Annotated in this window: 23 protein-coding genes and 2 pseudogenes; 10 read left to right on the top strand and 15 right to left on the bottom strand. The window is 38.9% G+C overall.

Annotated elements, in window-relative coordinates:
* Positions 1-55 precede the first annotated feature (55 nt).
* Together LI149_RS08000 and LI149_RS07995 are read left to right on the top strand one after the other, a co-directional pair.
* Positions 56-1,189, top strand: coding sequence for a hypothetical protein (locus LI149_RS08000; RefSeq protein WP_004844113.1), 1,134 nt, complete (start codon positions 56-58; stop codon positions 1,187-1,189).
* Positions 1,182-1,550: a hypothetical protein gene (locus LI149_RS07995; protein ID WP_004844112.1), complete on the top strand. Its 369-nt coding sequence runs from the start codon at positions 1,182-1,184 to the stop codon at positions 1,548-1,550. The genes LI149_RS08000 and LI149_RS07995 overlap by 8 nt, the downstream gene beginning before the upstream one ends.
* 170 nt (positions 1,551-1,720) lie before the next feature.
* On the opposite strand, the gene LI149_RS07990 is transcribed toward LI149_RS07995, so the two are convergent.
* Entirely contained in the window at positions 1,721-2,560 is an 840-nt protein-coding gene (locus LI149_RS07990; RefSeq protein WP_005333717.1) for a helix-turn-helix domain-containing protein, read from the bottom strand.
* Between the two features lie 283 nt (positions 2,561-2,843).
* On the opposite strand from LI149_RS07990, the gene LI149_RS07985 reads away from it, so the two are divergent.
* Complete coding sequence (locus LI149_RS07985; RefSeq protein ID WP_009244196.1) at positions 2,844-3,176, top strand: hypothetical protein; 333 nt, start codon at positions 2,844-2,846, stop codon at positions 3,174-3,176.
* A 231-nt stretch (positions 3,177-3,407) separates the two neighbouring features.
* Here the strand turns inward: LI149_RS07985 and LI149_RS07980 are convergent, their stop codons facing one another.
* The 6 genes and pseudogenes from LI149_RS07980 to LI149_RS07955 all read right to left on the bottom strand — a co-directional run bounded on the left by LI149_RS07980 (position 3,408) and on the right by LI149_RS07955 (position 10,166).
* On the bottom strand, positions 3,408-4,103 hold the full coding sequence (locus LI149_RS07980) for a restriction endonuclease subunit S (protein WP_227143184.1): 696 nt from the start codon (positions 4,101-4,103) through the stop codon (positions 3,408-3,410).
* 11 nt (positions 4,104-4,114) lie between these two features.
* A pseudogene (locus LI149_RS07975) lies at positions 4,115-4,909 on the bottom strand (N-6 DNA methylase); the annotation flags it as partial.
* A 1-nt stretch (position 4,910) separates the two neighbouring features.
* Entirely contained in the window at positions 4,911-5,966 is a 1,056-nt protein-coding gene (locus LI149_RS07970) for a Fic family protein (RefSeq protein ID WP_227143183.1), read from the bottom strand.
* A 196-nt stretch (positions 5,967-6,162) separates the two neighbouring features.
* On the bottom strand, positions 6,163-8,199 hold the full coding sequence (locus LI149_RS07965; protein ID WP_227143182.1) for a hypothetical protein: 2,037 nt from the start codon (positions 8,197-8,199) through the stop codon (positions 6,163-6,165).
* Between the two features lie 16 nt (positions 8,200-8,215).
* Positions 8,216-9,739: an McrB family protein gene (locus LI149_RS07960; RefSeq protein WP_227143181.1), complete on the bottom strand. Its 1,524-nt coding sequence runs from the start codon at positions 9,737-9,739 to the stop codon at positions 8,216-8,218.
* Between the two features lie 58 nt (positions 9,740-9,797).
* Positions 9,798-10,166, bottom strand: coding sequence for a metallophosphoesterase (locus LI149_RS07955; RefSeq protein WP_173785545.1), 369 nt, complete (start codon positions 10,164-10,166; stop codon positions 9,798-9,800).
* A gap of 320 nt (positions 10,167-10,486) precedes the next feature.
* Between LI149_RS07955 and LI149_RS07950 the strand changes: the two genes are divergently transcribed.
* Complete coding sequence (locus LI149_RS07950) at positions 10,487-10,861, top strand: metal-dependent transcriptional regulator (RefSeq protein ID WP_117494844.1); 375 nt, start codon at positions 10,487-10,489, stop codon at positions 10,859-10,861.
* Between the two features lie 134 nt (positions 10,862-10,995).
* Here the strand turns inward: LI149_RS07950 and LI149_RS07945 are convergent, their stop codons facing one another.
* From LI149_RS07945 to LI149_RS07935, 3 genes are all read right to left on the bottom strand, one after another.
* Entirely contained in the window at positions 10,996-11,241 is a 246-nt protein-coding gene (locus tag LI149_RS07945; protein WP_005330927.1) for a hypothetical protein, read from the bottom strand.
* Between the two features lie 114 nt (positions 11,242-11,355).
* A complete protein-coding gene (locus LI149_RS07940; RefSeq protein ID WP_227143180.1) occupies positions 11,356-14,166 on the bottom strand; it encodes a YfhO family protein in 2,811 nt (936 codons plus the stop codon).
* Positions 14,135-15,181, bottom strand: a complete 1,047-nt coding sequence (locus tag LI149_RS07935) for a glycosyltransferase family 2 protein (RefSeq protein WP_168934143.1) — start codon at positions 15,179-15,181, stop codon at positions 14,135-14,137. The genes LI149_RS07940 and LI149_RS07935 overlap by 32 nt, the downstream gene beginning before the upstream one ends.
* A gap of 191 nt (positions 15,182-15,372) precedes the next feature.
* Here LI149_RS07935 and LI149_RS07930 point away from each other — a divergent pair, with 191 nt between their 5' ends.
* The 3 genes from LI149_RS07930 to LI149_RS07920 all read left to right on the top strand — a co-directional run bounded on the left by LI149_RS07930 (position 15,373) and on the right by LI149_RS07920 (position 18,726).
* Positions 15,373-16,146, top strand: coding sequence for a response regulator transcription factor (locus LI149_RS07930; RefSeq protein WP_173785542.1), 774 nt, complete (start codon positions 15,373-15,375; stop codon positions 16,144-16,146).
* Between the two features lie 32 nt (positions 16,147-16,178).
* Positions 16,179-17,606, top strand: a complete 1,428-nt coding sequence (locus LI149_RS07925; protein ID WP_173785541.1) for a HAMP domain-containing sensor histidine kinase — start codon at positions 16,179-16,181, stop codon at positions 17,604-17,606.
* Positions 17,607-17,862: 256 nt separating this feature from the next.
* A complete protein-coding gene (locus LI149_RS07920; protein WP_117494849.1) occupies positions 17,863-18,726 on the top strand; it encodes a phosphoribosylaminoimidazolesuccinocarboxamide synthase in 864 nt (287 codons plus the stop codon).
* A 182-nt stretch (positions 18,727-18,908) separates the two neighbouring features.
* Here the strand turns inward: LI149_RS07920 and LI149_RS07915 are convergent, their stop codons facing one another.
* Entirely contained in the window at positions 18,909-19,739 is an 831-nt protein-coding gene (locus tag LI149_RS07915) for a hypothetical protein (protein ID WP_173785540.1), read from the bottom strand.
* Positions 19,740-19,949: 210 nt separating this feature from the next.
* The gene (locus LI149_RS07910; protein ID WP_173785539.1) at positions 19,950-21,326 is read right to left on the bottom strand and encodes a sodium-dependent transporter; all 1,377 of its coding nucleotides are present in this window, start codon (positions 21,324-21,326) and stop codon (positions 19,950-19,952) included.
* A gap of 374 nt (positions 21,327-21,700) precedes the next feature.
* Between LI149_RS07910 and LI149_RS07905 the strand changes: the two genes are divergently transcribed.
* The 3 genes from LI149_RS07905 to LI149_RS07895 all read left to right on the top strand — a co-directional run bounded on the left by LI149_RS07905 (position 21,701) and on the right by LI149_RS07895 (position 23,432).
* Positions 21,701-22,135 carry a hypothetical protein gene (locus LI149_RS07905; protein WP_173785538.1) on the top strand — a complete coding sequence of 145 codons (435 nt, stop codon included), beginning with the start codon at positions 21,701-21,703 and terminating at the stop codon, positions 22,133-22,135.
* 272 nt (positions 22,136-22,407) lie between these two features.
* Positions 22,408-22,830 carry an Hsp20/alpha crystallin family protein gene (locus LI149_RS07900; RefSeq protein ID WP_005330910.1) on the top strand — a complete coding sequence of 141 codons (423 nt, stop codon included), beginning with the start codon at positions 22,408-22,410 and terminating at the stop codon, positions 22,828-22,830.
* A gap of 143 nt (positions 22,831-22,973) precedes the next feature.
* Positions 22,974-23,432 carry an Hsp20/alpha crystallin family protein gene (locus LI149_RS07895; protein ID WP_005330909.1) on the top strand — a complete coding sequence of 153 codons (459 nt, stop codon included), beginning with the start codon at positions 22,974-22,976 and terminating at the stop codon, positions 23,430-23,432.
* A 188-nt stretch (positions 23,433-23,620) separates the two neighbouring features.
* Here the strand turns inward: LI149_RS07895 and LI149_RS07890 are convergent, their stop codons facing one another.
* The 3 genes and pseudogenes from LI149_RS07890 to LI149_RS07880 form a co-directional block, all read right to left on the bottom strand.
* Positions 23,621-24,286 (bottom strand): HD domain-containing protein, encoded by a 666-nt coding sequence (locus LI149_RS07890; protein WP_173785537.1) that lies wholly within the window; start codon positions 24,284-24,286, stop codon positions 23,621-23,623.
* Positions 24,287-24,310: 24 nt separating this feature from the next.
* A pseudogene (locus tag LI149_RS07885) lies at positions 24,311-24,559 on the bottom strand (PhoH family protein); the annotation flags it as partial.
* A gap of 84 nt (positions 24,560-24,643) precedes the next feature.
* Entirely contained in the window at positions 24,644-25,054 is a 411-nt protein-coding gene (locus LI149_RS07880) for a peptide deformylase (protein ID WP_022279727.1), read from the bottom strand.
* Positions 25,055-25,056: the final 2 nt, after the last annotated feature.

Raw genomic sequence — 25,056 nt, 5'->3', positions numbered from 1 at the left:
AGGGAATAAGATATAATATTAAAGTAAATATATAATCTAAGGAGGAAGGATATTTATGAGAAAAATTTTTAAACGATTTGCTTCACTTTTGACAATCTTTATATTGACTATTATGTCAATAGTTCCTGTCCATGCATCGGAGAATACTTCTGTTGTAAATGTTACGGATGATTTGGCGATACAGATGGCAGAACGTTTTGCAAAGGGAATAGGAGAAAATAGCAATATTGTTGCTAATAATCCGAGAAAATTTTATGATACAACAGGTCAAGCTATTGGATATATTGTAAATTACAATTTAGAAAACAAACCATATGGATATGTAGTTTTTGATACTACGTGTGAATCTTTGATATCAGAATACTCATTTGGTAATAATTCAGCAAATCCATATGAGGTGATTTATCAAAGTGAAGCAAATGTATTTAGTGAAAAAGCAAATACCTCTGAAATATATAAAATAGCTCCGTTTGAATATGGTATTGTTGATAATTTGGGAAAGATTAGAACGAATTATGGTGAAACATTAGAAAAAACAGTACTGTCCTTGAATGAGAGTAGGGGAAAAGACCCAGCTACTTGGGATGAGGTTTTGCTAGATATTGATGAAGTTTATGAAAACTACACGCTTGTTTCAACAAATCATCTTCAAGAATTTATTTCCTTTAATGAGCCGTATATAGAAAGTGTAACAGGACATTATGCATGTGCAGTTAGTGCATTATTAGCATGTGGTGCATATTATAATGCTGTTGATTATACAGATATTGCAGGTGATTATATGGATATTTGGGATTCAACAGGAACGACAGTTTCATCGGAGAGTGGAGGAATAACATATGGTTCAACAACTATTGGCAATATTGGACCTGGATTTGTGGACTTTTGTGCTGGAAAGAATGTTTCTGTAACACAAAATACTGACTATAGTCCCAATTATAATTTTTTCACTAATTGCATTGATAGAGGAGATATAGCAGTTGTCCATTGTGGTATAATTAGCAGTGATACTGGAGAACGTGCGGGGCATTCAATGGCAGCAGAGGGATATGCAACTTTGCGAGCATATAATTCTGGAAATACAGTACATACATTGATGGTATTTGATGGATGGGGGGATACAGTACGTTATTTGAATTTTGATTTTGATAGTTGGACAGACATATCGGGGACTACATTTAATGGATAAGAAACGATTGATTTTGTTAATCATACTTTTGCTTGCAATAGTATTAATTGTGCTTGGCGTAAAAGGAAATGTTTTTAAGGAGAATCGTCAAAATATGGAGTTGCGTTCTAGTGGAGATGATAATTCTCATTGGTTTCATTTGAGTGGGGTTGTTGTAGAGAAAACTTTTGATACACTTTTAATAGAACTAAATGAGAAGGAAGAAAGTAGTCTATTTTTTGATACGACAAAAGTTAGTTTAGATTGTACTAAGTGTAAAGGTGATCTAGAACAAGTATCAGAAGGAAATGTTATTAAATTTTATTTTTTTAAGTATAATATTGATGGTGAAACGGTAAAAATTGAAAGAATAGTAAGATAAAAGTATAAGTAAGAGTTCTGCTATCAGAACATTATTATTAGTGAGGTAAAGGAACAAGGCGAAGCCGAGACGCCGTAGGGCAGTCCTTTACGGAACGGACACAGCCAATACCATCATGATACATAAGAGGACTTGAAAGGTCACAAACCTTGCAAGTCCTCTTGTTTATCTTATGGGTTACTTCTGTCGGATTGCATTTTCCGATAGACCGCTTCTTTCGTGGCTTCTCGGAAAAAGCTATCCTGTCTGGTATATGCCAGATGTTCATTCTGGATATAAGCGTCTGATTCGCAATCATATTCGTAAGGGATTACCTGTGTTGTTCCCTGTTTTTCATCAATTCCATAGATAATTACTTTGGAATCTCTCAATGCCAGTCCGAGTGTCAGAAAGCCGGAAGTGAAATAATTGTTGTTGTGTGGAGCGGTTATGCTTTTCAGTGCATGAAAGAAGTCTGCTACTTCCTCAGTCTGTCCATTCTCAAAAGCCGGAATGATATGTAAGGTGTTGTTTGCCTTATCTGCATATGCCCGGCAGACCAGAACGGAAGAATCCGCTTTTTGTATGATACCGTCAAAATAATCGCCGGAGTATGCAGTTGGCTGATAGAAAATGGCGGTTTCTTTTGTTGTAAGGTTATGATAAGTCAGAAAGCCGTTTACAAGCCGGACAATCTCGATATCATCCCCGTAGGTAAATCCGTTCTGCTCTAAAAGAGAATAGAAAGTTCTGGTAAATTCTTCCGGCAGTTCAATCCCCAGTTTTTCTGTGATAAGCATATCTACATATTCTTTAAATGAACCATACAGAAGTTCATTCAGCGTCATATTGCCCAACGTGGCAATCTGCTTCAAGCGTTTCTCATTGGGAAGATTCACACCCTTTTCCCAACTGTTTACAGAGCCTTTCGGGGCATTATCTATGATTTCCCCAAACTTCTGCATACTGTAACCGTATTTCTTGCGTATCTGTAAAATTCGTTTTCCTACTGCTTCTTTATTCACAAACATATGCACACCTCGTTTCTGTTTTCATCATAACACAAGATAAGGATAAATGTAAGGGTAAAATTATAATAAGTTATAAAAAGATATAGTTAAGCGTTTGAAATACAAAAATAAAAAGTAAGGGAAAAAGTAAAATAATTGTTGACAAGAAGAAAAAACAGGTCTATGATGAGGTTAAGAGGTAAGGAGAAAAGTAATGAAATAAATATAGACGTGGATATGAAAAGGACTTGTCACACTTACCAGACACTCATTCACCATGATTTCAAAAAAGGAGAAATGTAGCATGCAGATTACATTGACAAAAGAACAGGTCAGAGAAGCGTTCGGGGAACTCCGTTACATGGGAGCAGACTACTGCTACAAGTATGATAAGGAAACCCGGAAGAAAACCGAGGAAGTGGAAGCATTGAAACTTCACCTCGGAAGCATGAAACTTGGAAACAGCGTAGATATCCGTCTGGAAGCAACAGAACTTCCAAAGGTAGAGCCTTACACAGTGGTAGAACTAGAAGAAGCGGTATATGCCCCTTATGTGCAGAGAGGAAACTTCCCGGTATTGGTGGACAGAATCTCCTGCAAGGGTATCCGTGTTGTTACCGGAAAAGGAAACGTGTAGAGACTGTTCCCGGAAATTCTCTGCGGACTGCTCCGTACAGCGTGAAAGGAGCAAAGGGAGTAGAGGAAGTTCCGGGAACGTGGCGAAAGCCACGGCATACTACGAAAGGCAGGGATGATGATAACAGAGGTAATGAAAATTTCAGAACCCCCCTATACTAACAGGGGGGTAACTCGTCAGAAAGAAGATTTGACAGCACTGATTGACTGGTGTCAGATTACACTCCCTTCATTATCCAAAGTATTTTTGCATCAAACTATCAAAAAGCAATTGCGATTTATCTAAAGCAGCTTGGATTACAACTTTTGATTTGTCGACTTGATTTATAAAATCAGCAAATTGGCTCTGTAATTCCATCGGCGGAACAGGTACTACCAAATTAAGAATATCTTTATTTGAAATATTAGCCTGTCGAACTCCTCTACTGATAACAGTAAGTTTTTTCTTAATCTGTTCAAACTTAAGCAATTGGGAAAGATAGAACTTATCTATTCCCTCTATGATTTCAAGTTTTGCATTTCGCTGATTAAGATAATACATATCATAATCAGCACCTAATATGCAGACGTTTCCGTAATCATCCTTGCCAACAGTTCCAGTCAGTGACATAACCAAATCACCCGGATACATTGCATATCTATCAAGGCTTTCATCCTCTTGCCAATAAACAAGATTAACAGGTCTGAAAAATCCTGCATTAATATTTCCGATTCTAAGAACCGGAATCCCGCTTCCTTCGCTGAAGCCATCACTCTTAAAGGCATAACCTCCAACTACATTCAGTTTTTCAGATAATGCACATTCATTCCATCCCTTTGGATTGGTATCTGGGTCACCAAACATCTCGACAAATCGGGCTTTGATAAGATTGTCTAATGACTCTAATTCTGCATATCTTTTTTCAATAATAGACTCAGTCAGCTCCAATATTCTTACTCGATGTATGGATTGTCTACACCATGGGTCATCATGTTCATGGCACCAATTCGAAGCATTGTTCTGTCCATATCAAAGCCATGGAACATGTGATTCATATAATGATTCTTGTTTTGTTTATTGAAGAATACTTCTTCTTTTTTTGTTTCTTTTAAGTATTCACTTGCCGATACAAGAAATCCAGAGGTACCACAAGCTGGATCACAGATGATTTCATCGACTTTTGGATCCATCATTTCCACCATCATACGAATAATGTGTCTCGGTGTACGGAACTGTCCATTCACTCCTGCTGTTGCCAGCTTTGAAAGAAGATACTCATACACATCTCCTCTTGTATCAGCGGATTTCAACTGCGCCATTTGCTCATAAATAGCATCCATAGCTGTAACAATTTTATCCAGCATCAGCGGTGTCGGAACCTTGAAAATTGCATCTCCCATGTATTTTGAGTAAGCACTATCCTTATCTCCATGAAGATTCTTAATAAACGGAAATACCCACTCCTGCATTGTGCTGTACAACTTTGCTGCCGGAAAATCATGGAATACACTCCATTTCAGTTGATTTCCTGCAATTGTTCGTTCTCCTACCTGAACCTCATCAGCAAAGATACTTTTATGCGGAAGTCCTAACATTGCCGCTTCCTTTGCATGGAGATTGTCCGCATCATCTAAGTCACGAATAAACATTAGATATGTCATCTGCTCAATCACGTCTAATGGATTCGTCAATCCACCAGTCCAGAAGATTTCCCATAATCCATCAATTTTACTTTTCAATTCGCCTGTAACCATATTAATCGTTCTCCCTATTCCATACGTACGAAGTATATCTTCCGCCACCAATTTTAATTATCTCGTTATTCTTAAGCAGTTCATTCAGTGCTCGCTGCACGGTTGTCTGGCTGATGCCTGGACACTGTTCCATTATTTCTGCCTTGGTTATTTTACCCAATGTACCTTTGATCACCTCTCTGATACGGTCAGGTTTTGACATTGTTTTATTAGTCAGAAGTGCTGCTCGATCCGTAAAATCTCTGTATGCAGCAACAATAATTCCCAGCATGTATTTCACAAATGGTTCGTAATCATTTTCCTCTTCATGCCAATTGCAAGAACTTTCCTGGAGAGCTTCATAATAGCTTTCTTTTGTGTCTGATATCAGTTTTTCAATACTTATGTACTGTCCAACGTTATACCCACATCGATAAAGTGCTAACAATGTAAGCAATCTACTCATACGACCATTTCCGTCAGAAAATGGATGGATGCATAAGAAATTCAGTATAAACATAGGAATTAAAATCAACGGATCCATCGTGTGTTTATTCATTGCTGCATTGAAATCATCACACAAATTATTAACTGCTTCCGGTGTTTCCCAGGATGGAACCGGCTCAAACCGTACTCTTCTTGTCCCATCTGGCAATTCTTCCGCTATCACATTGTCTGCTGCCTTGAAATTACCACCCACACTACTTCCACTGAATTTATACAAATCTCTATGCAGCTGAAGAATCATATTTGATCTGATTGGAATATATTCATAACTCTCATGTATCGTTGCAAGGACATCTCTATAACCAGCAATTTCTTTTTCGCTTCTAGTCTTTGGCATTGTTTTCTCTTTTACAATCATCTTCAAACGGTCATCCGTTGTAATAATTCCTTCAATCCTGTTTGAAGCCTCTGTACTCTGAATTTTGGCAATTTCTACTAATTCAGCCAAAATCTCTTTCTGCGATTCCACATCGGAGTGAAGTCCTTTAAACTCATGAATTTGAGTCAAATACGAAACAATTTCAGGAGTAAGTAATTTATTGTAATTTTTTTCAAAATCAAAATATCTCATTCATATACCTCATTCTGATTTCAACACTTTCTATATGATATTCTACCATTCAATTACACTTCAATCAATTTATTTTAGTCATTTTATCTGATTTTGACTAAATTATTTTTTATTATGACAATAATACACCTCTTCACTCTCCATATAATCATTTAATTTTAATCACAGTTTTTCAAACTGCCCACTTAATTTCCAATCAAAATACTGCTTTTAAAAAATGTGCCTGACCATATTCGAATGCCTCATAAAACAAATTGTAAAATCCCCTGTCGTTTCCCGGAAGAAATTTTGTAGATGCTATCCTGTATTCGTACTTTGATTCTCTTCCATCCTCGCCACAGATTGCTTCTTTCAATTTACAACTATATTCTCTAGAATCCAGTATTTCACATCCTCTATAATCCCGATTCACTTTTCCTTCTTGTAGTAATTCCAAAAATGTCTCATATTTTTTATCGATTTCGAACCCATTATAATATGACGGCATGTCTGAATCTGAAATAGCCGGTGTAAGTATACAGACTCCTCCATTTTTCAGAACCGGCTTCAGACTATCCTCTCCCACAAATTTTTTCTTCACTGGAAGCATACATTTACCCGAATTTTCATCCGTAACATTTCCAAGATTCAGTCGGTAAATATATTTATAGGCTCCACATTCGAATAAATCTGTGTACCAGGCCTGTATTCCCATGAACTCCTTTGAATAATTCTTATACTTTGCATCACAGGCGAAGAATATTTCTTTATTGAGAATCAGAAAAATGTCCGGTCTTAGCTGCTCTGTGCTGTACTGGACTGCTCCTTCTTCATCCACTTCTGCTTTTGAAACTTTTTTCCCTTGAAATGTACAATTATAGCCCAGATAAATATCATTTTCCCCGTTGGTAATATGGATCACCAGTTCTTCCAGTATTTTCACAGAATCTCTTTTTTCACGATTTTCAATATATTTTTTTATAGCGTGAACCACTTTACTGTAATCCCGATTTTCCCATGATTCGAATACAAACGGCTTTTCCTTTTTCCCCGGCCAGGATATCCGATCAATGACATATCCTTTCTCCAAGATGAATATTTCTAATATTTTAAAATAGCACCAGATTTCATAGATTTCCGATGATTTATGGTAGCTGCTATATTGCACTGTCTCCTCGACAAGCTCTCCCATCTCTCGATAAGTCCGCATTTGATGAAATAATTTCTTATATCTTTTATGATTTACAAAAAGATTAGAAGTCTGCAGCGGATATACCTTTTGTTCTTTATATTTCTCATTTTTAAACATAGGAAGCTGGTAAACAGCCTGAAGTTTTCCCTTAAGATTTGCAATGGTACTACATAGTTCATCTATGGATTTTTTCGTTCCTGCAACACCCGAATTTTCTTCTACATCATCATACTTGGATCTATTTTCTCCTTGAGCTGCCCGATTCATCTGCATTTTCTTATCTTCCAGTTCCTGTTCCAGTGCCCACAGACGCTTCTCCAGTAATTTCACAAAATTATATACCTTCTGGTTTTCATAAATATGAAATGTTTTTTCATGGACTCTTGTACGCACCTTCGGTTTCTTTAACACATAATGATCCATAATAACATTGGCGTCCAGATGTTTTACCTGTCTGAAATTCTGTCTCGCCGGCCGGTTTATCATATCCGTTACCGGCTCCCGGTCCAATGCTTTTAAGGTCTCTGACATTTCTTTAATTGTGTGTTCCAGCTGATGAATTTCCAATTCATACTCTGTCAGGTACTCCCTTTTTATACGCCTGTTTTTCCCATCATTCATAGTCATAAAAAGAAAACGGATACTGATTGCTGTCAGTTCCTTTAGAATTTTCTCATAGGTTTCCCCATCCAGCATAGAAGCAACATGTATTCGGATTTTTTGTTTCTTTCCATTCTTCCGGTAAAAGAATTGTGCATCTCCAACTGTATAGATATTAAAATTTTCCGGAATGAAATAAATATACCCATCTGTTTTCCTGGACAGTATCTCATATTCCTGATTTGAATCGAATTCTATATTTTCATCTTCGTTTGCCTCAAAAGCAATTCTCGGAAAATAAGCTCCATCGACTCTCAGATACTGCATGATCCAGATATCGTGAATCTCTCTTAAAGGCTCATCCATTCCTTCATAAAATGGTTCCGCATCCGGATTATCCTTACAAATCCTTACAGGATGTACTCTCTCGCATGTTTTATTATTCAAAAAAACTGCCTGCATTTGTATTCCTCTTTTGTTAATTCATTCTCCAATAATTCATGGTTTTCTCTTCCGGACTGCACATTTGTTTCAGATATGTGACTGTCAACGGATACATTTTCTCCCAGTTCACATCTCCGCCCTCAATAAGAAAATCACCAATGGAGAATTCTCCATCATCCAGCATGCACTCCACTTCCTCTACGTTCAGGGCTGGCAACACTTTCATTGCAAGAAACATGTCCTGGAAATCTCTGTCGGAAAGCTGTTCCTTTAAGTATCCACTCTTTAGTCTCTCTCTCATTCTGACTCTTTGTCTCTCCACACGATTGGAAACATCTTTCTTCAGAGCTTTCAAAAGCTGTTTTTCAAATGAATCTTCTCCCTGCATCTCTTCCCAAGTCATAACACCTTGTTCAAATGGGCACAAAGTCTCTCCTGCATCTTTTGTCACTTTTATAATGCAGCTTCTGTCAATCACCTTCGGGCTTAGATCATTGGTAGTCGCATCCATATTGAGGGTTCCTACAAATGTTACATTCTGCGGAATTTCAAATTCCGGTGTATAACGATTTTTAAGATTTTCCTGATCAGTCTTTGCATCCAGCCATTCTACGGTATTCTCATTATGAGATGCCATGATAGCTTCCTGTCTCTTCCATGCATTTTCCTGGTCTTTATGAGCATATAATGGAATTCCTTCTCCTGATTCCATACTGCTTAACACGTCTGAGAAATAATACTCTACATGCGCAAGGTTCATCTCATCCAGACAAATGAGATAATGCTTTTGGGGATTCTCCTTTGCCTCACAAAGTGCATCCAGAAATGGGGTGGAATAATATCTTCGTTCTACCGGGTTAAAATATCCTGTCAGATCCTGATTATCAATCCAGTTCGGTCTTACTGGAATGATCTTATATGCAAATCCAAGCGCTCTGGCTATATTTGATACAAAACTTGTCTTTCCCATGCCCGGTGCTCCGTGTAAAATTATGAGCTGATTTGTATTCAACCCCAAAAGGAACTGGGCGAGAACCTTGATATTACAATGATAGCCCTGGTCCTCCAGTTTATTTTTCAGTGATAGAATATTTTCATCTGTTTCCTCGGCAGTTCTTATTTCCTCGTCCAAATCAGAAACGAAAGACGTGACCATATTTGCCCCGGGAACCTCTTCGCAAGGCTGAGGATTTCTTGTAAATAATTCACTTCCACTAAAGAAAAGACCCTGAATATAAGATTTTTTCTCTTCCAGACGATTTTCGGGGTTGGTTCTTAATATTTCCACAGGTCGTCCATTCCAAAGTAATAACTTAGAATCCGCATCACACAATAGCATAGATACCTTCTGACGTTTTGTCTTTTCATCTAAAAAGCTATCTGTTACAAGACCTATTACCTTTCCGAAAGTAAATTCTTTTTTTCCTTCGCGATCTATCTCCGTTGATTTCCCAAAAATCTGTTCCAAATACTCTAATATATTCTCATTTTCTTCTAATACCTGTTGATTATTATATTCAAAAAATTCACTGATTTTCATTTTTTCACCCTTTCTCATTTTCTTATACACATCATTGTATCACACAAACATTTGTCGCTCGTAATAAATATTTTCTCTACGATATTCTGATAATCTGCTCCCACAGCAGTAATTCATCCTTTGTTACGTTTCGATTATCATGATAATGTCCAAAAAACCATTTTTTAAATCTGGCTGTCTGCCGAATCTTTTTTTCCACCGGATAGGCATACAGGCGGTCAAAATTCTCATGGTTTCCGTCAACAAATAATGTAGTAAATGCTTTGCCGTCCAGCCAGTCAAGAGCACTCGTTTCCATCTTGCTTTCCCCATCTTTGTTCCACACCCCGCCGAAATCTCCGCAGATTATGACATAATCATCTTTTGTCATCTCTTTCTGTTCCGGGAAATTCCGGGTGTTAAATCGTTCAAAATTACTGTGGCAGTCACCGGTTATATAAATCATTTTAAATCTCCCCCTCCCTGTACTTGCATGCTCAATCCTAAAAATTCTTACCAAATCTGTTTTAATCTACTTTTATAAGTAAAAGACTTCTCTTTTACAATCATACCAACTCTTATGGATAATATTGTAATAGAAAAGTCCTTCTTTGTCATCAACCTTATACTATATATCCTCTGCCATGACCAGTGAGAAATTTTTTGAAATTTATTATCAGTTCAATTCCTCCAATAGAAATTGAACAACTTCCCATTTTATGATATAATTTCTAATACAATTCCAACGGACAGGGGATTATTTTACCGCAAAGCGAGGTGTTTATTATGGTAATACGTGAATCTGCCGAAGATTATCTGGAAACAATACTGGTTCTGAAAAACAGACTTGGAAATGTCAGGTCAATTGATATTGCACATGAGCTTTCTTTTTCTAAGCCGAGTGTCAGTGTTGCAATGAAGAATCTTCGATTAAATAATTATATTACTGTTGATGAAAATGGTTATATCAACCTGACAGACAGTGGTATGGCAATTGCCGGGAAAATTTACGAACGTCACACATTCCTGACAAGTTTTCTGACTTCAATTGGGGTGGATCCGGAAACTGCCGCTGAAGATGCATGTAAGATTGAGCATGTCATCAGCTCAGAGAGTTTTTCCGCTTTAAAAAAGTACCTCGCAGATAATGAGAAAAACTAATTGTTCTGTATAAGCTGCATGAACGAAATAACCGTTAATAAAAAACAACAAAATCAAAAAATCCGGATTTTTCGCAGTCCTCACTAACCATGTGATATTACGCAAATCCGGATTTTTATATTTTTTCTTACACCTTATGGTTGGAATCCACCTTCAAAACCTGCAAATGAAAGTTCGCATTTGCCACCCAGACGGCTGCAGATATTCAATGCACGTGTCATAACCTCTGGATACTGCTGATCCTTCGTGTCCACGAACAGATACTTATTATCTTCTGTTATTCTTGCTGTCTGAACATTTTCCAGTTCATTAATCTCGTTCAAAATTGCGGTTGCCATATCATCTGTGATTTTCTTAGATAAACGATAATATCTTCCCATGTTAGATTCCCTCTTTCCTATATGATTCGAGCCTCACTGGCGGTGTCGGTCAAATGATTCCGGCTCATCTGACGTATTTAGCACTCGCTAACTTCTCTTTTAAATTTACCACTTTCATTTTTTTGTGTCAACATGTTCTAACACAGATAAAATAAGAAATCCCATCATTCCGACAAAGGACATCACTTTTCCTGCTGCCATCCCCGGTGCATGGTATGTGATGACAATGTCATGCTCCCCTGCCTTCATCTTACAGCCAAGGAACGCTGTATTTACTTTCTCACTTTTTACATTTTTTCCATCAACCTGAATTTTAAATCCGGAATCGTATGGAATCGAAGTAATCAGATATCCTGACTTTTGCATTGTCAGATTTCCGGCAATTACGTTTCCCTTTGTCTTTGTGCTATTTTGTAAAAACTCTGATTCATAAAGCTCTGTTCCCGGCAACGTTGCTATATATGCTTCCACATCAGACAGATTATATTTTCCTTTGCTAAATGTAACCTCTACCTGATTTTCATCACCCTCAAGTGCCACTGCATAAGTAAACGTTGTGTTATCATTATAATAGACCCGCTGCTTAGCGCTCAGTTTATTACGATTGCCATCCACCCAGATTGTCAGATCTTTTGAGGGTTTCAGATTCTTGACCTTGAACCGAAGTAATAAAACTCTGTTACCAGAATCTGTTTTTGTTTCATTCGCAACGTTTGTGTTTTCACCGGCATTCTCTGTATTCACTGTATTCACTGAATTTATGTCTATCTGGCTCACAATCTCTGCTTTGACTTTTGTATCCTTCCTGGCAAAAATATGATATCCACCGTCTGCCTCGGAAATGCATGAGTTTTCCCCAAATCGCAGTACTGCGTTGTGCAAATTGTCCACCGCCTCTATACTGTCCGTCTGCTTCGTGGCACTCTCCGGCACAACTGCCTTCTGAAGAAGCGTTGTCTGATTATATGGATAGTCCAACTTATCATAATTTTTCTCACTCATAACCTGGCTTGTTCCATAGATGATCGAAGCTGCACTTTCATTTTCATAAATCTTCCACTCCCCCGACTTTCCAAGAAGCCTGACACCTTTCATCTTAGACTTTGTAACAATGTATTTTTCGCCCATGAATCTCGCATAAATCGGATTTGACTCCTCAGATTGCATCAGAAAATTCCGGTAAGGCTGTTCCAGCCCAAATGTATCCTTTCTAAAATTCTGGTAGGCCTTATTATAGGAAGAAGAATAGATAGAAGAAATGTACTGATCTGTGTTCCACACACGATTTAAATTTGCTGCATTTTCATCGTCAGTGCCAAGCTGGACTGTCCGGTAAAATCCTCCATCTTTTTTTGCCTCATCGGTTGCTGTCTGAATTGCATCTGTGATTTTAGAATCTGTTACCTGTTTATAAAATGTTGTATCCAGCATCTCCTGTTTTTCTTTGGCATACTGATTATCAAATACTGCCAGAAATACCGCCATAGAACCTGCTAAAATTAAAACTGTTCCTCTAATTCTCCAGATTGTCTTCCTTCGTTTTCTCCACTCTTCTTTTATCACACCTGTTGCCAGATAACAACCAAACATAATCTGAGATTCTGTCATCAAAAATGGCCACAGATTTCCCATCCCTTCCTGGTTTCTTCCTATATAGATAAGTTCCATCGTGACAACATATGGAATACAGCCGCCCCACGAAAACTCTTCACAGCTCACCTTCTTTAAATACATGGCAAGCATATAGCAAAAAAGCGGAATTAACGGGATCAGTGCCTTGTCCCTCAGATAAAGTCCCCCATTTAAAATGTATACAAAAACCGGCACGCCTGCGACAATGGCAATGATCCACGCCATTACGCTGTCACTCCATCTTCGCCTGAACATGGTCGCAACAAGCACCGTCAGCATCAACGTTCCGAATCCCAGACCATACGGTGAATAAAAAACTCCTGACAATCTAAGTTGTGGAAAGAAAAGTCCTTTCAGGATTTTTGTTGCATTTCCACTTCCAAGCAATACCGACAGACTTTCTGCATTCGCGCTGCCTCCGGAAGATTCACCGGAACTTCTTCCAATCAATGCAATGGCTGTCGGCACAAGAAGGACTCCGCTTGCCAGTACTGCAAAAATCATAGGCAGAAGAAATCTCACGCCCTCGCACAGAAACCCTTTTACTGCGGCACGCTCATTTTTTTCTTCCAGTTTTCGTCCGTAACAATGAATTCCATAGATTACCAACGCCAGCATTCCTCCGATACTGAAGTAAAAGCTGGTCATGATCATAAGAAATGTACTGACTGCCAAAAGCCCTGAACGCCTTTTTTCAAAGTATCTGTCCACGCCCATCATAGCCAGGATTAAAAATGGCATGTAATTAACGAACATAATCTGGCTGTAGGACTGGCAGATCATAGGTCCCGTCAGCAAAAAAATAGCAGCCACAGCGAAGCTGACAGCTCTGCCAACTCCTTTTCGATTCAGCCACAGATACAATAAAAGCACCGAAGCCATCAAGCATAGCATTTCCATAACAATAACATACGTAGACATTTTCACAAAAGGCAATGCGTAGGACAACAAAAATAACGGACTGTAAAGTCCATAATATGAATAATTGTATATGTTCTGTCCTCCGCCCAGGTTCATAGCGAATTCCGGGAATAGATTTCCTGTCTCATAAAACTGTTTTCTGAAATAATCCGGAATAACACTGTGCTGGCTGATCCAGTCCACCTTCGCTCCAAATACTCCCCATCTGAGGCAAAACATCCAGCAGAAAAATAATGTCAGTACTGCAAGTATTACATACCCTGCATAATACAGATATTTTGACATCGTTGTTTCTTCATTATTATGCAGATGCACCAGCTTTGCTGTTCCAACATTTTGATTATGCAGACGCTTTGACTGTCTTGTCTTCATGAGATTCCTCCCCGGATTTCTTTTCTTGCATTACAGCATTCACACCGCTTCCCACAAAGCTGTCTCCTGCTACTTTTCCTGCCGTCTGAACTTTACTTTCTTTCAATATAAATATCGGACGGTGCTTCGTCTCCAGATATGTCTTAGCCAGATACTCTCCCACGATTCCAAGACAGAACAGTTGAACCCCGCTCACCAAAAAGATAATACATACCATTGACGGCCAGCCTGCAACCGGATCGCCCCAAATTAATGTCCGTACTATGATTACTGCAATCATAATAAATGCCAACGCGCAGAACCCTACTCCCATAACAGATGCCAGAGACAAAGGTGCTACTGAAAATCCGGTAATTCCTTCCAGCGAATAAGAAAATAGTTTCCGAAGAGACCATTTTGTTTCTCCTGCCGAACGCTCCACGTTTTGGAATTCCAGCCATTTTGTACGGAATCCGACCCAGCCGAAAATTCCCTTCGAGAAACGATTATATTCACTCATTTCCAATACGGCGTCCACCATAATCCGTTTCATCAGCCGATAATCTCTTGCACCATTGACAATTTCTGTCTTGGAAATGCTGTTAATAAACTTATAAAATGTCTCAGATAAGAAGGAGCGGATTTTTGGCTCTCCGGTTCTGGTGGCACGTCTTGTCGCAACACTGTCATAAGGTTCTTCCTTCAAAATACGATACATTTCCGGAAGAAGTCCAGGTGGATCCTGGAGATCTACGTCCATCGTTGCCACATAGTCTCCACTTGCATGTTTAAGCCCCGCGTATATAGCTGCTTCTTTTCCAAAGTTTCTGGAGAAAGATAAATATTCACATCTTCCATCTTTTGCATTTAATTGTTTCAATATTTCTAAAGTCTTGTCGCTGGAACCATCGTCCACGAAAAGGATCTCAAAGGAAACCTCTGACAGCTCGCCCATGACGCGCTTCATCTCCCGATAATACACCGGCAACGCTTCCTCTTCGTTAAAACACGGAACCACAATACTGATTCTGTCCATTTTGCATACCTCCATAAATTCAGTCCCTGCAGAAGACACTACTCGTCATCTCTGCTTTATCATTCAGTATGCCCAAAGTTTAACACTCATCCCTTAAGAAAATGCCTAATTAAATCTTAAAGTTTCTTAAGAAGATTTTTTATTTTTTCTAAATTCCTGTATAATAGGATCTATCGAAAGGAGTTATTTCTATGGATAAGACTTGTATTTTAATCGTAGATGACAACCCGGAAATCCGGGAAATTATAAATGTGCTGCTTGGTGGGGAAGGTTTCGAAGTATCTGAAGCAGAAAATGGGGCGCAGGCACTTACACTCATTGAGCAGCAGGATTTCGACCTGATTATTCTGGATATTATGATGCCTGGGCCAAATGGCTATCAGACATGCCGGAAAATCCGGGAACTGAGCAATGCGCCAATTCTATTTTTAAGTGCCCGCACAAAAGAATGCGATAAGACGCTTGGCTTTTCCAGTGGCGGTGATGATTATCTGGCAAAACCATTTTCCTACAACGAACTGATCAGCCGAAGCAAAGCATTGATTCGGCGTTACCAGGTATACAAAGGGAAAAATGAAAGCTGCAATCAAAGTATCAATAGTGCTTCTGTTAATCCGACTGCTGATCCAATAGCTAGTATATTGAATGCTTCTGACTCCAGGCATCGTATCCTGCTCTTTCACGATCTGGAAATAAACCAGACTGTCCGGGAGGTTCATAAAAATGGGCAGCTTTTAGACCTTACAGAAACGGAATACTCCATGTTGGAACTGCTGGTCACGAACCGCCACCAGACATTTTCTGCCCAGCGTCTTTTTGAGTCTGTCTGGCAGGAGCCTTATTACTACGGTGCAAATAATACTGTCACCGTACATATTCGAAACTTACGCTCCAAAGTGGAAGATCATCCCGGTAATCCTGAACTAATTAAAACAGTCTGGGGAAAAGGGTATCGTTGCGACTAATAATTTTCATTCAGTAACAATGAGGTAACAGCATGAAAAAAAAATTCAGTACCATGAAATTACAGAACCGTTTTCTTTTGATCTTGCTTCTGGCTCTGACGATTTCTGCAACATTATTCGAACTGCTTTGGCTAAATAAATGGACTCTGGTAAACTGGACAGGCAATTTTGAAATTTTACAGTCCCAGATTGATGACGAAGATTTCTGGACGAAATTGGACGAAACTGCACAAAATTTATCACTTCCAGAATCCTCAGACGAGGAAGCTGCCGCAAAAGCAATAAAACCCCTTCTAGATCTGGCAGATAAATACACAAGCATTTATCTTTACGAACAGGAGGATGGTCTTTATATTACAGGACAATATGCAAAAATTATGGACGAAAAGCATTCCGGTTTCCGGACTTTTTTCGATCTTGGATACAGGTTAACTGATGGGGAAGGGGAAGATTTTCGTCAAGGGTATCTCCAATTTCAAAACAGAAAAGCTCAAGTCGTTGTTGTCAATTACCAGCGTGCCCTTTTCATTTACCCTTATATGTTTCTTTCGCTACTTTTAAGTGTCCTGGTCTTTCTTGGAATCGTCCTGTTCTTCATGAACCGGAAGATGCGTGAAGTACTGGCTCTGGAGCAGGAAATTTTGCTGATGTCCACAGGGGATTTGACCCACCCGGTTCCGCAATATAGTAAAGATGAAATTGGCATTTTGGCAAATGAGTTGAATCATCTTCGCATCTCTTTAAATGAAAATATTGTCCGTGAGCAAGAAAGCCGAAAAGCAAATCAGGATCTGATCACAGCACTCTCCCATGATTTACGGACGCCACTTACAATTCTGACCGGATATCTGGAAGTATTAAGGCTTGGAAGAACTCCTGAAAAGCAGGCGGATTATCTGGACCGGTGTCTGAAAAAAGCTTCCGATATTAAAGAACTGACGGATCAAATGTTCAGCTACGCCCTTGTTTCCGAAGAGCAGGAAACTCCTGACATGTCCTGGCTGTCTACTGATTATATTTTTCAATGTATTCAGGAAAATTGCGATTTCATTAGTCTGGCCGGATTTACGACAAATGTTAAAATTCCAGAAGTGACTGGTATTCTGCTCAGCGACAAAACAATGATCAATCGCATTTTTACCAATCTGTTCTCTAATATTTTAAAATATGGAGACAAAGGAACTCCGGTCATCGTCCGCAGTTCCATCCGTAAACAGCGCTTTACTGTGACTGTTTCCAATGCAATCAAGCAAGAACATTCTGATGTCGGAAGCAGCAATATCAGACTTCGTAATGTCCAGCGGATGATGCAGATGATGGACGGCGAAATGCTTCTGACAAAGAAAACATCATCAGACAGCCCGGGAAACCATAACATTTCTCAGAATACAAGTTCAGCCTTCGCCTCTGAAAATGTATCCGGAGTCTTTGAAGTTACACTTTTGTTCCCACTCCGATGACATACTCTGACCTGCTGTTTTTCTAACAAGCGGAATATCAACTATCAATTGTTGAGAAATACGTCTCATTAGATAAGCTGCGTTTATAAATGCTTACAATATTGTTTTATAATCCTTATAAAACAGCATGAATTTTCATGTTTTGAAGCAATTAGCTATTGTTTTTTGTAATAAAATCTGCTTAACTTATAAGTAGGCAATATAAACCACGCCAGGATAACCCGAATAAAATTATTGATAATAGTGAGGTATTAAGATGAAACCAATCAAAGAAGGAAAAGTACGTGAAATCTATGATAACGGTGACAGCCTGATTATGGTTGCTACGGACCGCATCAGCTGTTTTGATGTGATTCTTAATAACGTCGTTACAAAAAAAGGAACTGTTCTGACTCAGATGTCCAAGTTCTGGTTCAATCTGACAAAAGACATTATTCCGAACCATATGATCTCTACTGATGTAAAAGATATGCCTGAGTTCTTCCAGAAACCAGAGTTCGATGGCAACAGTATGATGTGCCGCAAGCTTGAAATGCTTCCAATCGAGTGCATTGTCCGCGGATACATTACAGGAAGCGGATGGGCAAGCTATAAAGAAAATGGAACAGTCTGCGGAATCACTCTTCCGGAAGGATTAAAAGAGTCCGATAAACTTCCAGAACCAATCTACACACCATCTACAAAAGCTGAGATTGGTGACCACGACGAGAATATTTCCTATGAGCAGAGCATTGCTCATCTTGAAAAATACTTCCCTGGAAAAGGTGAAGAGTATGCCAAGAAACTTCGCGATTACACCATCGCTCTTTATAAGAAATGTGCGGACTACGCACTGACACGCGGTATCATCATTGCTGATACAAAATTTGAATTCGGTCTTGATGAGAACGGTAACATGGTACTTGGGGACGAGATGCTCACACCAGACAGCTCCCGTTTCTGGCCAGCAGATGGTTATGAGCCGGGTCATGGACAGCCGTCCTTCGACAAGCAGTTCGCCCGTGACTGGCTGAAAGCAAATCCGGATAATGACTGGACCCTTCCGGATGAAATCGTCGAGAAAACAATCGACAAATACTTACAGAGCTATGAGATGTTAACTGGAGAAAAATTAGCTTAATGCAAAAGAATTACATTTACCGTGGGGGCTTTTACTTAGTAGGATTACTGGTACTGGCCCTCGGTATCTCTCTGAATACGAAGACGGGACTTGTTTAATTATCTTTTTTATGAGAAAACAAAAACTCTGGCCGGACTTTAATCCGGTCAGAGTTTTTTCGTTTTGCCTTTCTTATCATATTCCTACAGCGGAAGTTCATCTTCTTCACCAAATTCTTGGGAGAATTTGCGTTCTTCCTCTCGTTTAGCCTCTTGAGCTTTGCGTTCAGCCTCCCAGTCACTCCGGCTTTTTCTCTCTATCTTTTTGGATCTCGGTTTGATCATTTCTAAGGTTTCAGGTTCAGGTTTCTTGTACTTCTCTATCAAGTCTTTCAGATTCTGTGCATCCCTAAAATAATTCTTTAAATCAACAACCAAACCTTTTATATAATACCATTCTATAAGCTGCGAAAAAAACTTTGCTGCGTCTGCAATCCAACTGATTTCTATATGTTTCTTCATCAGTTCTTCATGCGTCATAGCTTCATATTTTTCGCGCATTTCATCATAGCACATAGACTCCTCTTCATATTCCAATTGCGATTCAAGTTCACTTCTATCACTACGGTTTGCATTACAAGAATAAACAACAAATTTGTCCAAATAATCAAGCAGTGTATCTAGATTCTGTTCAGCATCCCTCAAAGCACTCTTTGCATGCTTCGCATCCTGACTTAATTTTATACATTCCTCTATCAGTTCATCACAAGTCTTATCTTCAAGTTCATTATACGGGTCATCCGGATCTCCCTCTAACACATGTGTTAGACCACGACAACACCAGGAAGCTACAGCTTGGTTAAAGTGCCACATTATGCTATAAATATATGCCCCAACAGTATCCCCTGATCCTGAATAATGATTTTCTACTACTAGTCCATAATACTTAGAATCCTCTTCCGGTATATTCTCATTGTAAACCTCTGCCATATCTGCGCCTTCTACATCTAATATTTCTTCCCAGTCAATTCCCATAGTAAAGTTCTCCTTTTCTTACGTACTTCCTTGATTTGTTAAGCTTATTTTATCATACCATAATACTGGTCTGTAATCTATGTGGATTTAACCTGCCAAGCATTTCTTTTATGTGAAAATAGAATTCTCCTCAAAATAAAATAATCCCATAGCAGGTACTATCACGCGTGTACCTGCCAGGGATTATTTTATGGTATATAAATTACATATTTACATGGAAATCCAGCCAAATGCGTTTGCCACGGAACTTGCCAGAATAATCATAGCAAAAATCGGGCAGAGATATTTAATCATGACTACAAATATCTTCTTTCTGCGGAACGCAGCTTCCCCATGTCTGATTTCCTCTTCTATGCGGTCTATGCCAACTACTTTTGATACAAATATACTTGTCATCATAGCTGCGATTGGCATCATCACTGAATTTGTCAGGAAATCAAAGAAATCCAGGAACTGCATTCCAATGATTTTTACAAATGCCAGCGGTCCATATCCAAGACAGGATAATGTTCCAAGGGCAATCATTATAATTCCGATTACGGCTGTAGATTTTCTTCGGCTCCAGCCAATCTCATCTTCAAAGGTTGAAACTGCACTTTCTGTCAGTGCAATAGAACTTGTCACTGCTGCAAATAATACCAACAGGAAGAATAAAATTCCTACAACTGTTCCAAATCCCATATTTGCAAATACTTTCGGGATTGTAATGAACATCAATGCCGGACCTGCCTGCAGTGTATCCGGATCTCCTCCGGAAAATGCAAAAACTGCCGGAATAATCATAAGTCCTGCCATAATTGCAATTGCTGTATCGAATACTTCTACATTTCTTGTAGAATCTTCAATGGAACTGTCTTTTTTCATATAAGAGCCAAATGTAATCAGAATACCCATAGCAATAGACAGGGAATAGAACATCTGTCCCATAGCCGCCACAACCGTCATCCATGAAAAATTCTTCAGATTCGGCACGAGGAAATATTTCACTCCTTCAATAGCTCCTGGTCTTGTCACAGAATAAATCGCAATAATGACAGACAGAACGACCAAAATCGGCATCATGAACTTTGAAACTCTTTCGATTCCATTTCTCACACCTGCATAGATGATTGACAATGTGAACAAACAGAAAATTACAAAACAGATTTCTGTCGATGCTCCATTTGAAATAAATTCAGAAAAATATCCATCTGCCGCCAGTTTTGTACCATTTCCCTTCACATACTCAATCAGATACTTAATGACCCAGCCTCCGATCACGGAATAATATGGTACGATCAGCACTGGAATGATTGCATTGATCCAGCCTCCAAAGGAGAGCCACCCCGCTTTCTTTCCAAATGCTTTAAATGCTCCTACAGGACTTTTTCTTGTCATACGTCCCAAAGCTGATTCGGCAACAATCATTGTGTAACCGAATGTCAATGCGAGCAAAATATAAATAAGAAGAAAAATTCCTCCACCATACTTTGCTGCAAGATACGGGAATCTCCAAATATTTCCCAATCCTACTGATGCACCCGCCGCAGACAGTACGAAACCTATCTTCCCCGAAAAGGTGCTTCTTTTGTTCTTTTTTGTTTCCATCTCTCTTTTACCTCTGATCTGCTCTTATTGCAGATCAGGCTTTCCCTTTCTCACGCCCAAGGCCTCTATGCCCTGGCTTTAAATTAATCCCGGCTATTCTTGATTTATCTTTTGCCGTATTGATTCATTTTATCACAAATCACACCTTTTATCTAGTGTAGAAAGCAGTGTATTTCTGCGGTGTATTCAGTATAATCACATTGCTCTGTCGAATAAAATACTGTATAATGAAATTCATCTGAAAACGAAAGGGATTTACATTTAGCTTTCGTTCAAATTGGCTGTTAACTATAGGAATCATTGTAGGAGGAACACTCTTTTTATACTTTGTGGGCTTGCAATGTATTGCAGGATATTTATGGAAAAGGAAGTTGGTGACAATAGGCGCAATTTTTATAGGCTGCTTCTTTGTGTCTACTGTCAGTGAAAATCAGGTGGTTTCAGGGTTAAACACGGTAGCATATTTTCTTGCAGGTTTTGTTTTGGGAATACCTATTGCCTGGTTTTTCTTATCAGCAGGTCGAATTGCGTTTCGAATAATGAGACATGAACGCCTGGTTAATTCCGGTTCGTATACCGGTTCTACTGTTTCTTATAACTCAAATAACAAATGGGACCAGGAAAGAGCCGAAAGAGAACGGCAAGAGCGTGAAGCGGATCAGCGTGCGAAAGCTCGTTATGATGCCCGTACCAATCAATTAAAAGCAGAGTATGATGCCCGTACTGCCGCGGGATGGGGAAAAACAGGCGCAGAACGAAACTTCCGTAATGATGCGGATTATTGGAAAAATCAGCAAAAAAAATATTAACATTGAAAATAAGAGGTTACAGCATTGAAAATTCAGTGCCACAACCTCTTATTTTTGTACAAAAAAACAGTTCACAGATTTTTCACAAAATAATTAGCACTCACCTCTTGACAGTGCTAATAATAGGTGTTATATTACAGTTAGAACAAAGGAAGGGAACAAAAAGAAAGATAAGATTCCTGATCCGAAAGGTTCTGGCACACAACACATCGGATTTCTCCGACAGTGCTTAAATATATTTTATGAATGTCTTTTGAAAGGAGATATGACTTATGATGTTACCTAGTATTTTTGGAGAAAACTTATTGGACAATTGGTTTGATGATGGTTGGAATTCATGGGATTACAGCAATACAAGCCTCATGAACACAGACATTAAAGAGAATGATAATGATTATGAACTGACGATGAATCTTCCAGGTGTTAAAAAAGAAGATGTCACAGCAGAGTTGAAAGATGGTTACTTAACAATCCATGCTACATCTAATCAGAACAAAGATGAGAAAGATGAAGATGGCAAATATATCCGCCGTGAGCGTTACAGTGGTTCCTGCAACCGTAGCTTCTATGTTGGAGATGCTGTTACAGAGGAAGATATTAAGGCCAGCTTCGAGAATGGTACTTTGAAGATGACAATTCCTAAGAAGGAAGCAAAGGCTGTACCGGAGAAGAAATTCATTTCCATTGAAGGATAATTTCACAGCAAAACTGTATACAAGTTTTAGATTTGTTACACCTTCTTTGTAACCGTGGCGGTTCAAAAGAACCGCCTGCGGATCACATAGATGAATAATTTGATTATAACGATTTTAGTATATATTTTTAGGAGGAATGACTTATGTTACCTAGCATTTTTAATGATAATTTATTTGATGATTTCTTTAACTTTCCATTTTACGATGACAAAGCAGAGCGTCGTGCAGAGAAAAAACTTTACGGACATCATGCTCACAACCTTATGAAAACTGATATCAAAGAGAAAAAAGACGGTTATGAGTTAGAGATGGATCTTCCGGGCTTTAAGAAAGATGAAATCACCGCTGAATTGAAAGACGGTTACATGACCATCAGTGCAGCAAAAGGTTTGGATCAGGACGAACAGGAGAAAGATACAGGACGTTATCTTCGTCGTGAGCGTTACGCCGGTGCCTGCCAGAGAACGTTCTATGTTGGAGAAGATGTTACAGAAGAGGATATCAAGGCTGAGTTCAAACACGGTATCTTGAAACTCTTCATTCCAAAGAAAGAAGCAAAACCAGCTGAACCAGAGAAAAAATTCATCTCCATTGAAGGATAATTTTCTCTCCCATTGAGAGTGTTTTCCTGTGAGATAGAATTTTCTCATAAATGTAATTTCCCCTCTTACCGGAAGAACCTGTCACTGGCAGGTTCTTCCAGATGCTTCGGCAACGAAAAGAAGTGTCACATCCCACAGTGGCACTTCTTTTTATTTGCATTTTATTTATACTTTTTTATTCTTTATAATCAACAGATTTTATTTCCATTGGCTTTCATTTTAAATTTTAATCCCAGTATTTCTGCTGCTCTTTTACACATCAGCATGCGCTGCAGGAATATTTCAAAATAATCTAAAATGGAGCATATTTCTTCATCAAGTTCAATTTCCAATAAGATCACTTTCTTCTCAACATTAACCTGAAGACTGGAGGCAACTGCCGCATAATTAACACGATCGTGCATATCAAAATTCTCTTTGATTGGATTCCTTACACGGTTTCTTCTGACATCTGTCTTATCTGCCAGGATCAATGCCGCAGAAACAGCATCTACTGCAGTCCCAGTTTGTTCATCATGCTGACCGATTGCACTGACAATTGCCGCGATATCTTCATCTGGAAACTTCCATTCCCGAAGTAGCTGAAATGCCATCAGGGCAGAACTATGTGCATGATCTACACGATTGACACAATTTCCCATATCATGCATATATCCTGCAATTTGGGCAAGTTCTACCGTATGTTCGTTATATCCTAATTTTTCCAAAATATCTCCTGCTGTCTCGGCAACTTTTACTGCATGTCCTCTGGAATGTTCTGTATATCCTAAGATTCCTAAAACTCTATTCCCCTGTTCAATATATGCATTCACCTCCGGTATTTTTTTGATTGATTTATAAGTTATTTTATCCAATTTAAATATGTTCCCTTCTGTTATTTATAATCTTCGAATTGCATCCATCGCCAGTTCCGATCGCTCACATTCTTCTGTTGACATCGTAATCTGATAGCAAAGCGGACTTCCTTTCATATACTCCGATGCATAACTGAGACCATTCGTTCTCTCATCAAGAAATGGACGGTCAATCTGATTCGGGTCTCCAAGCAGCACAATTTTCGTTCCTTTTCCGGCTCTTGTAATAATTCCTTTCACCTGATTTGGAGTCATATTCTGAGCTTCATCGATATTCTGCAAGTTGTTGACCTTGCATCATCTAATATAACAAGGGAATATTGATTTTATTTCATGATTGTGTAAAATACGCGTAAATTAAATTACAATCCCATTACAATGATCTATCTCATGCTGAATGATCTGTGCAATCCAACCAGTATATTTCTGACGCTGTTTTTTCCAGTTCATGTCCTGATACTCGAGTTCAATCTCCTGATATCTGGTACATGGGCGCACGCCAATCAGTGACAAACATCCTTCTTCTGTCTGATAAGAACCACTTTTCTTTACAATTCTCGGATTGAACATGGCAACATTCATAAATCCCATATTCACTGCAATAATCCGCTTCTTGACACCAATCATGTTAGCTGCCATACCGACACAGCCCTCCTCATGAGCTTTCAACGTATCAAGTAAATCTATAGCAATTTGCTTGTCCTCCTGTGTGGCAGACTCTGACTTCTGCCCTAAAAATAAAACGTCATGCACAACTTCTCTTACCATCT

Source organism: Dorea sp. 210702-DFI.3.17, from assembly GCF_020560825.1.
Lineage (GTDB): Bacteria > Bacillota > Clostridia > Lachnospirales > Lachnospiraceae > Dorea > Dorea formicigenerans.
Note: the sequence above shows the minus strand (reverse complement) of the source record. Positions and strands in the feature narration are given on the sequence as shown.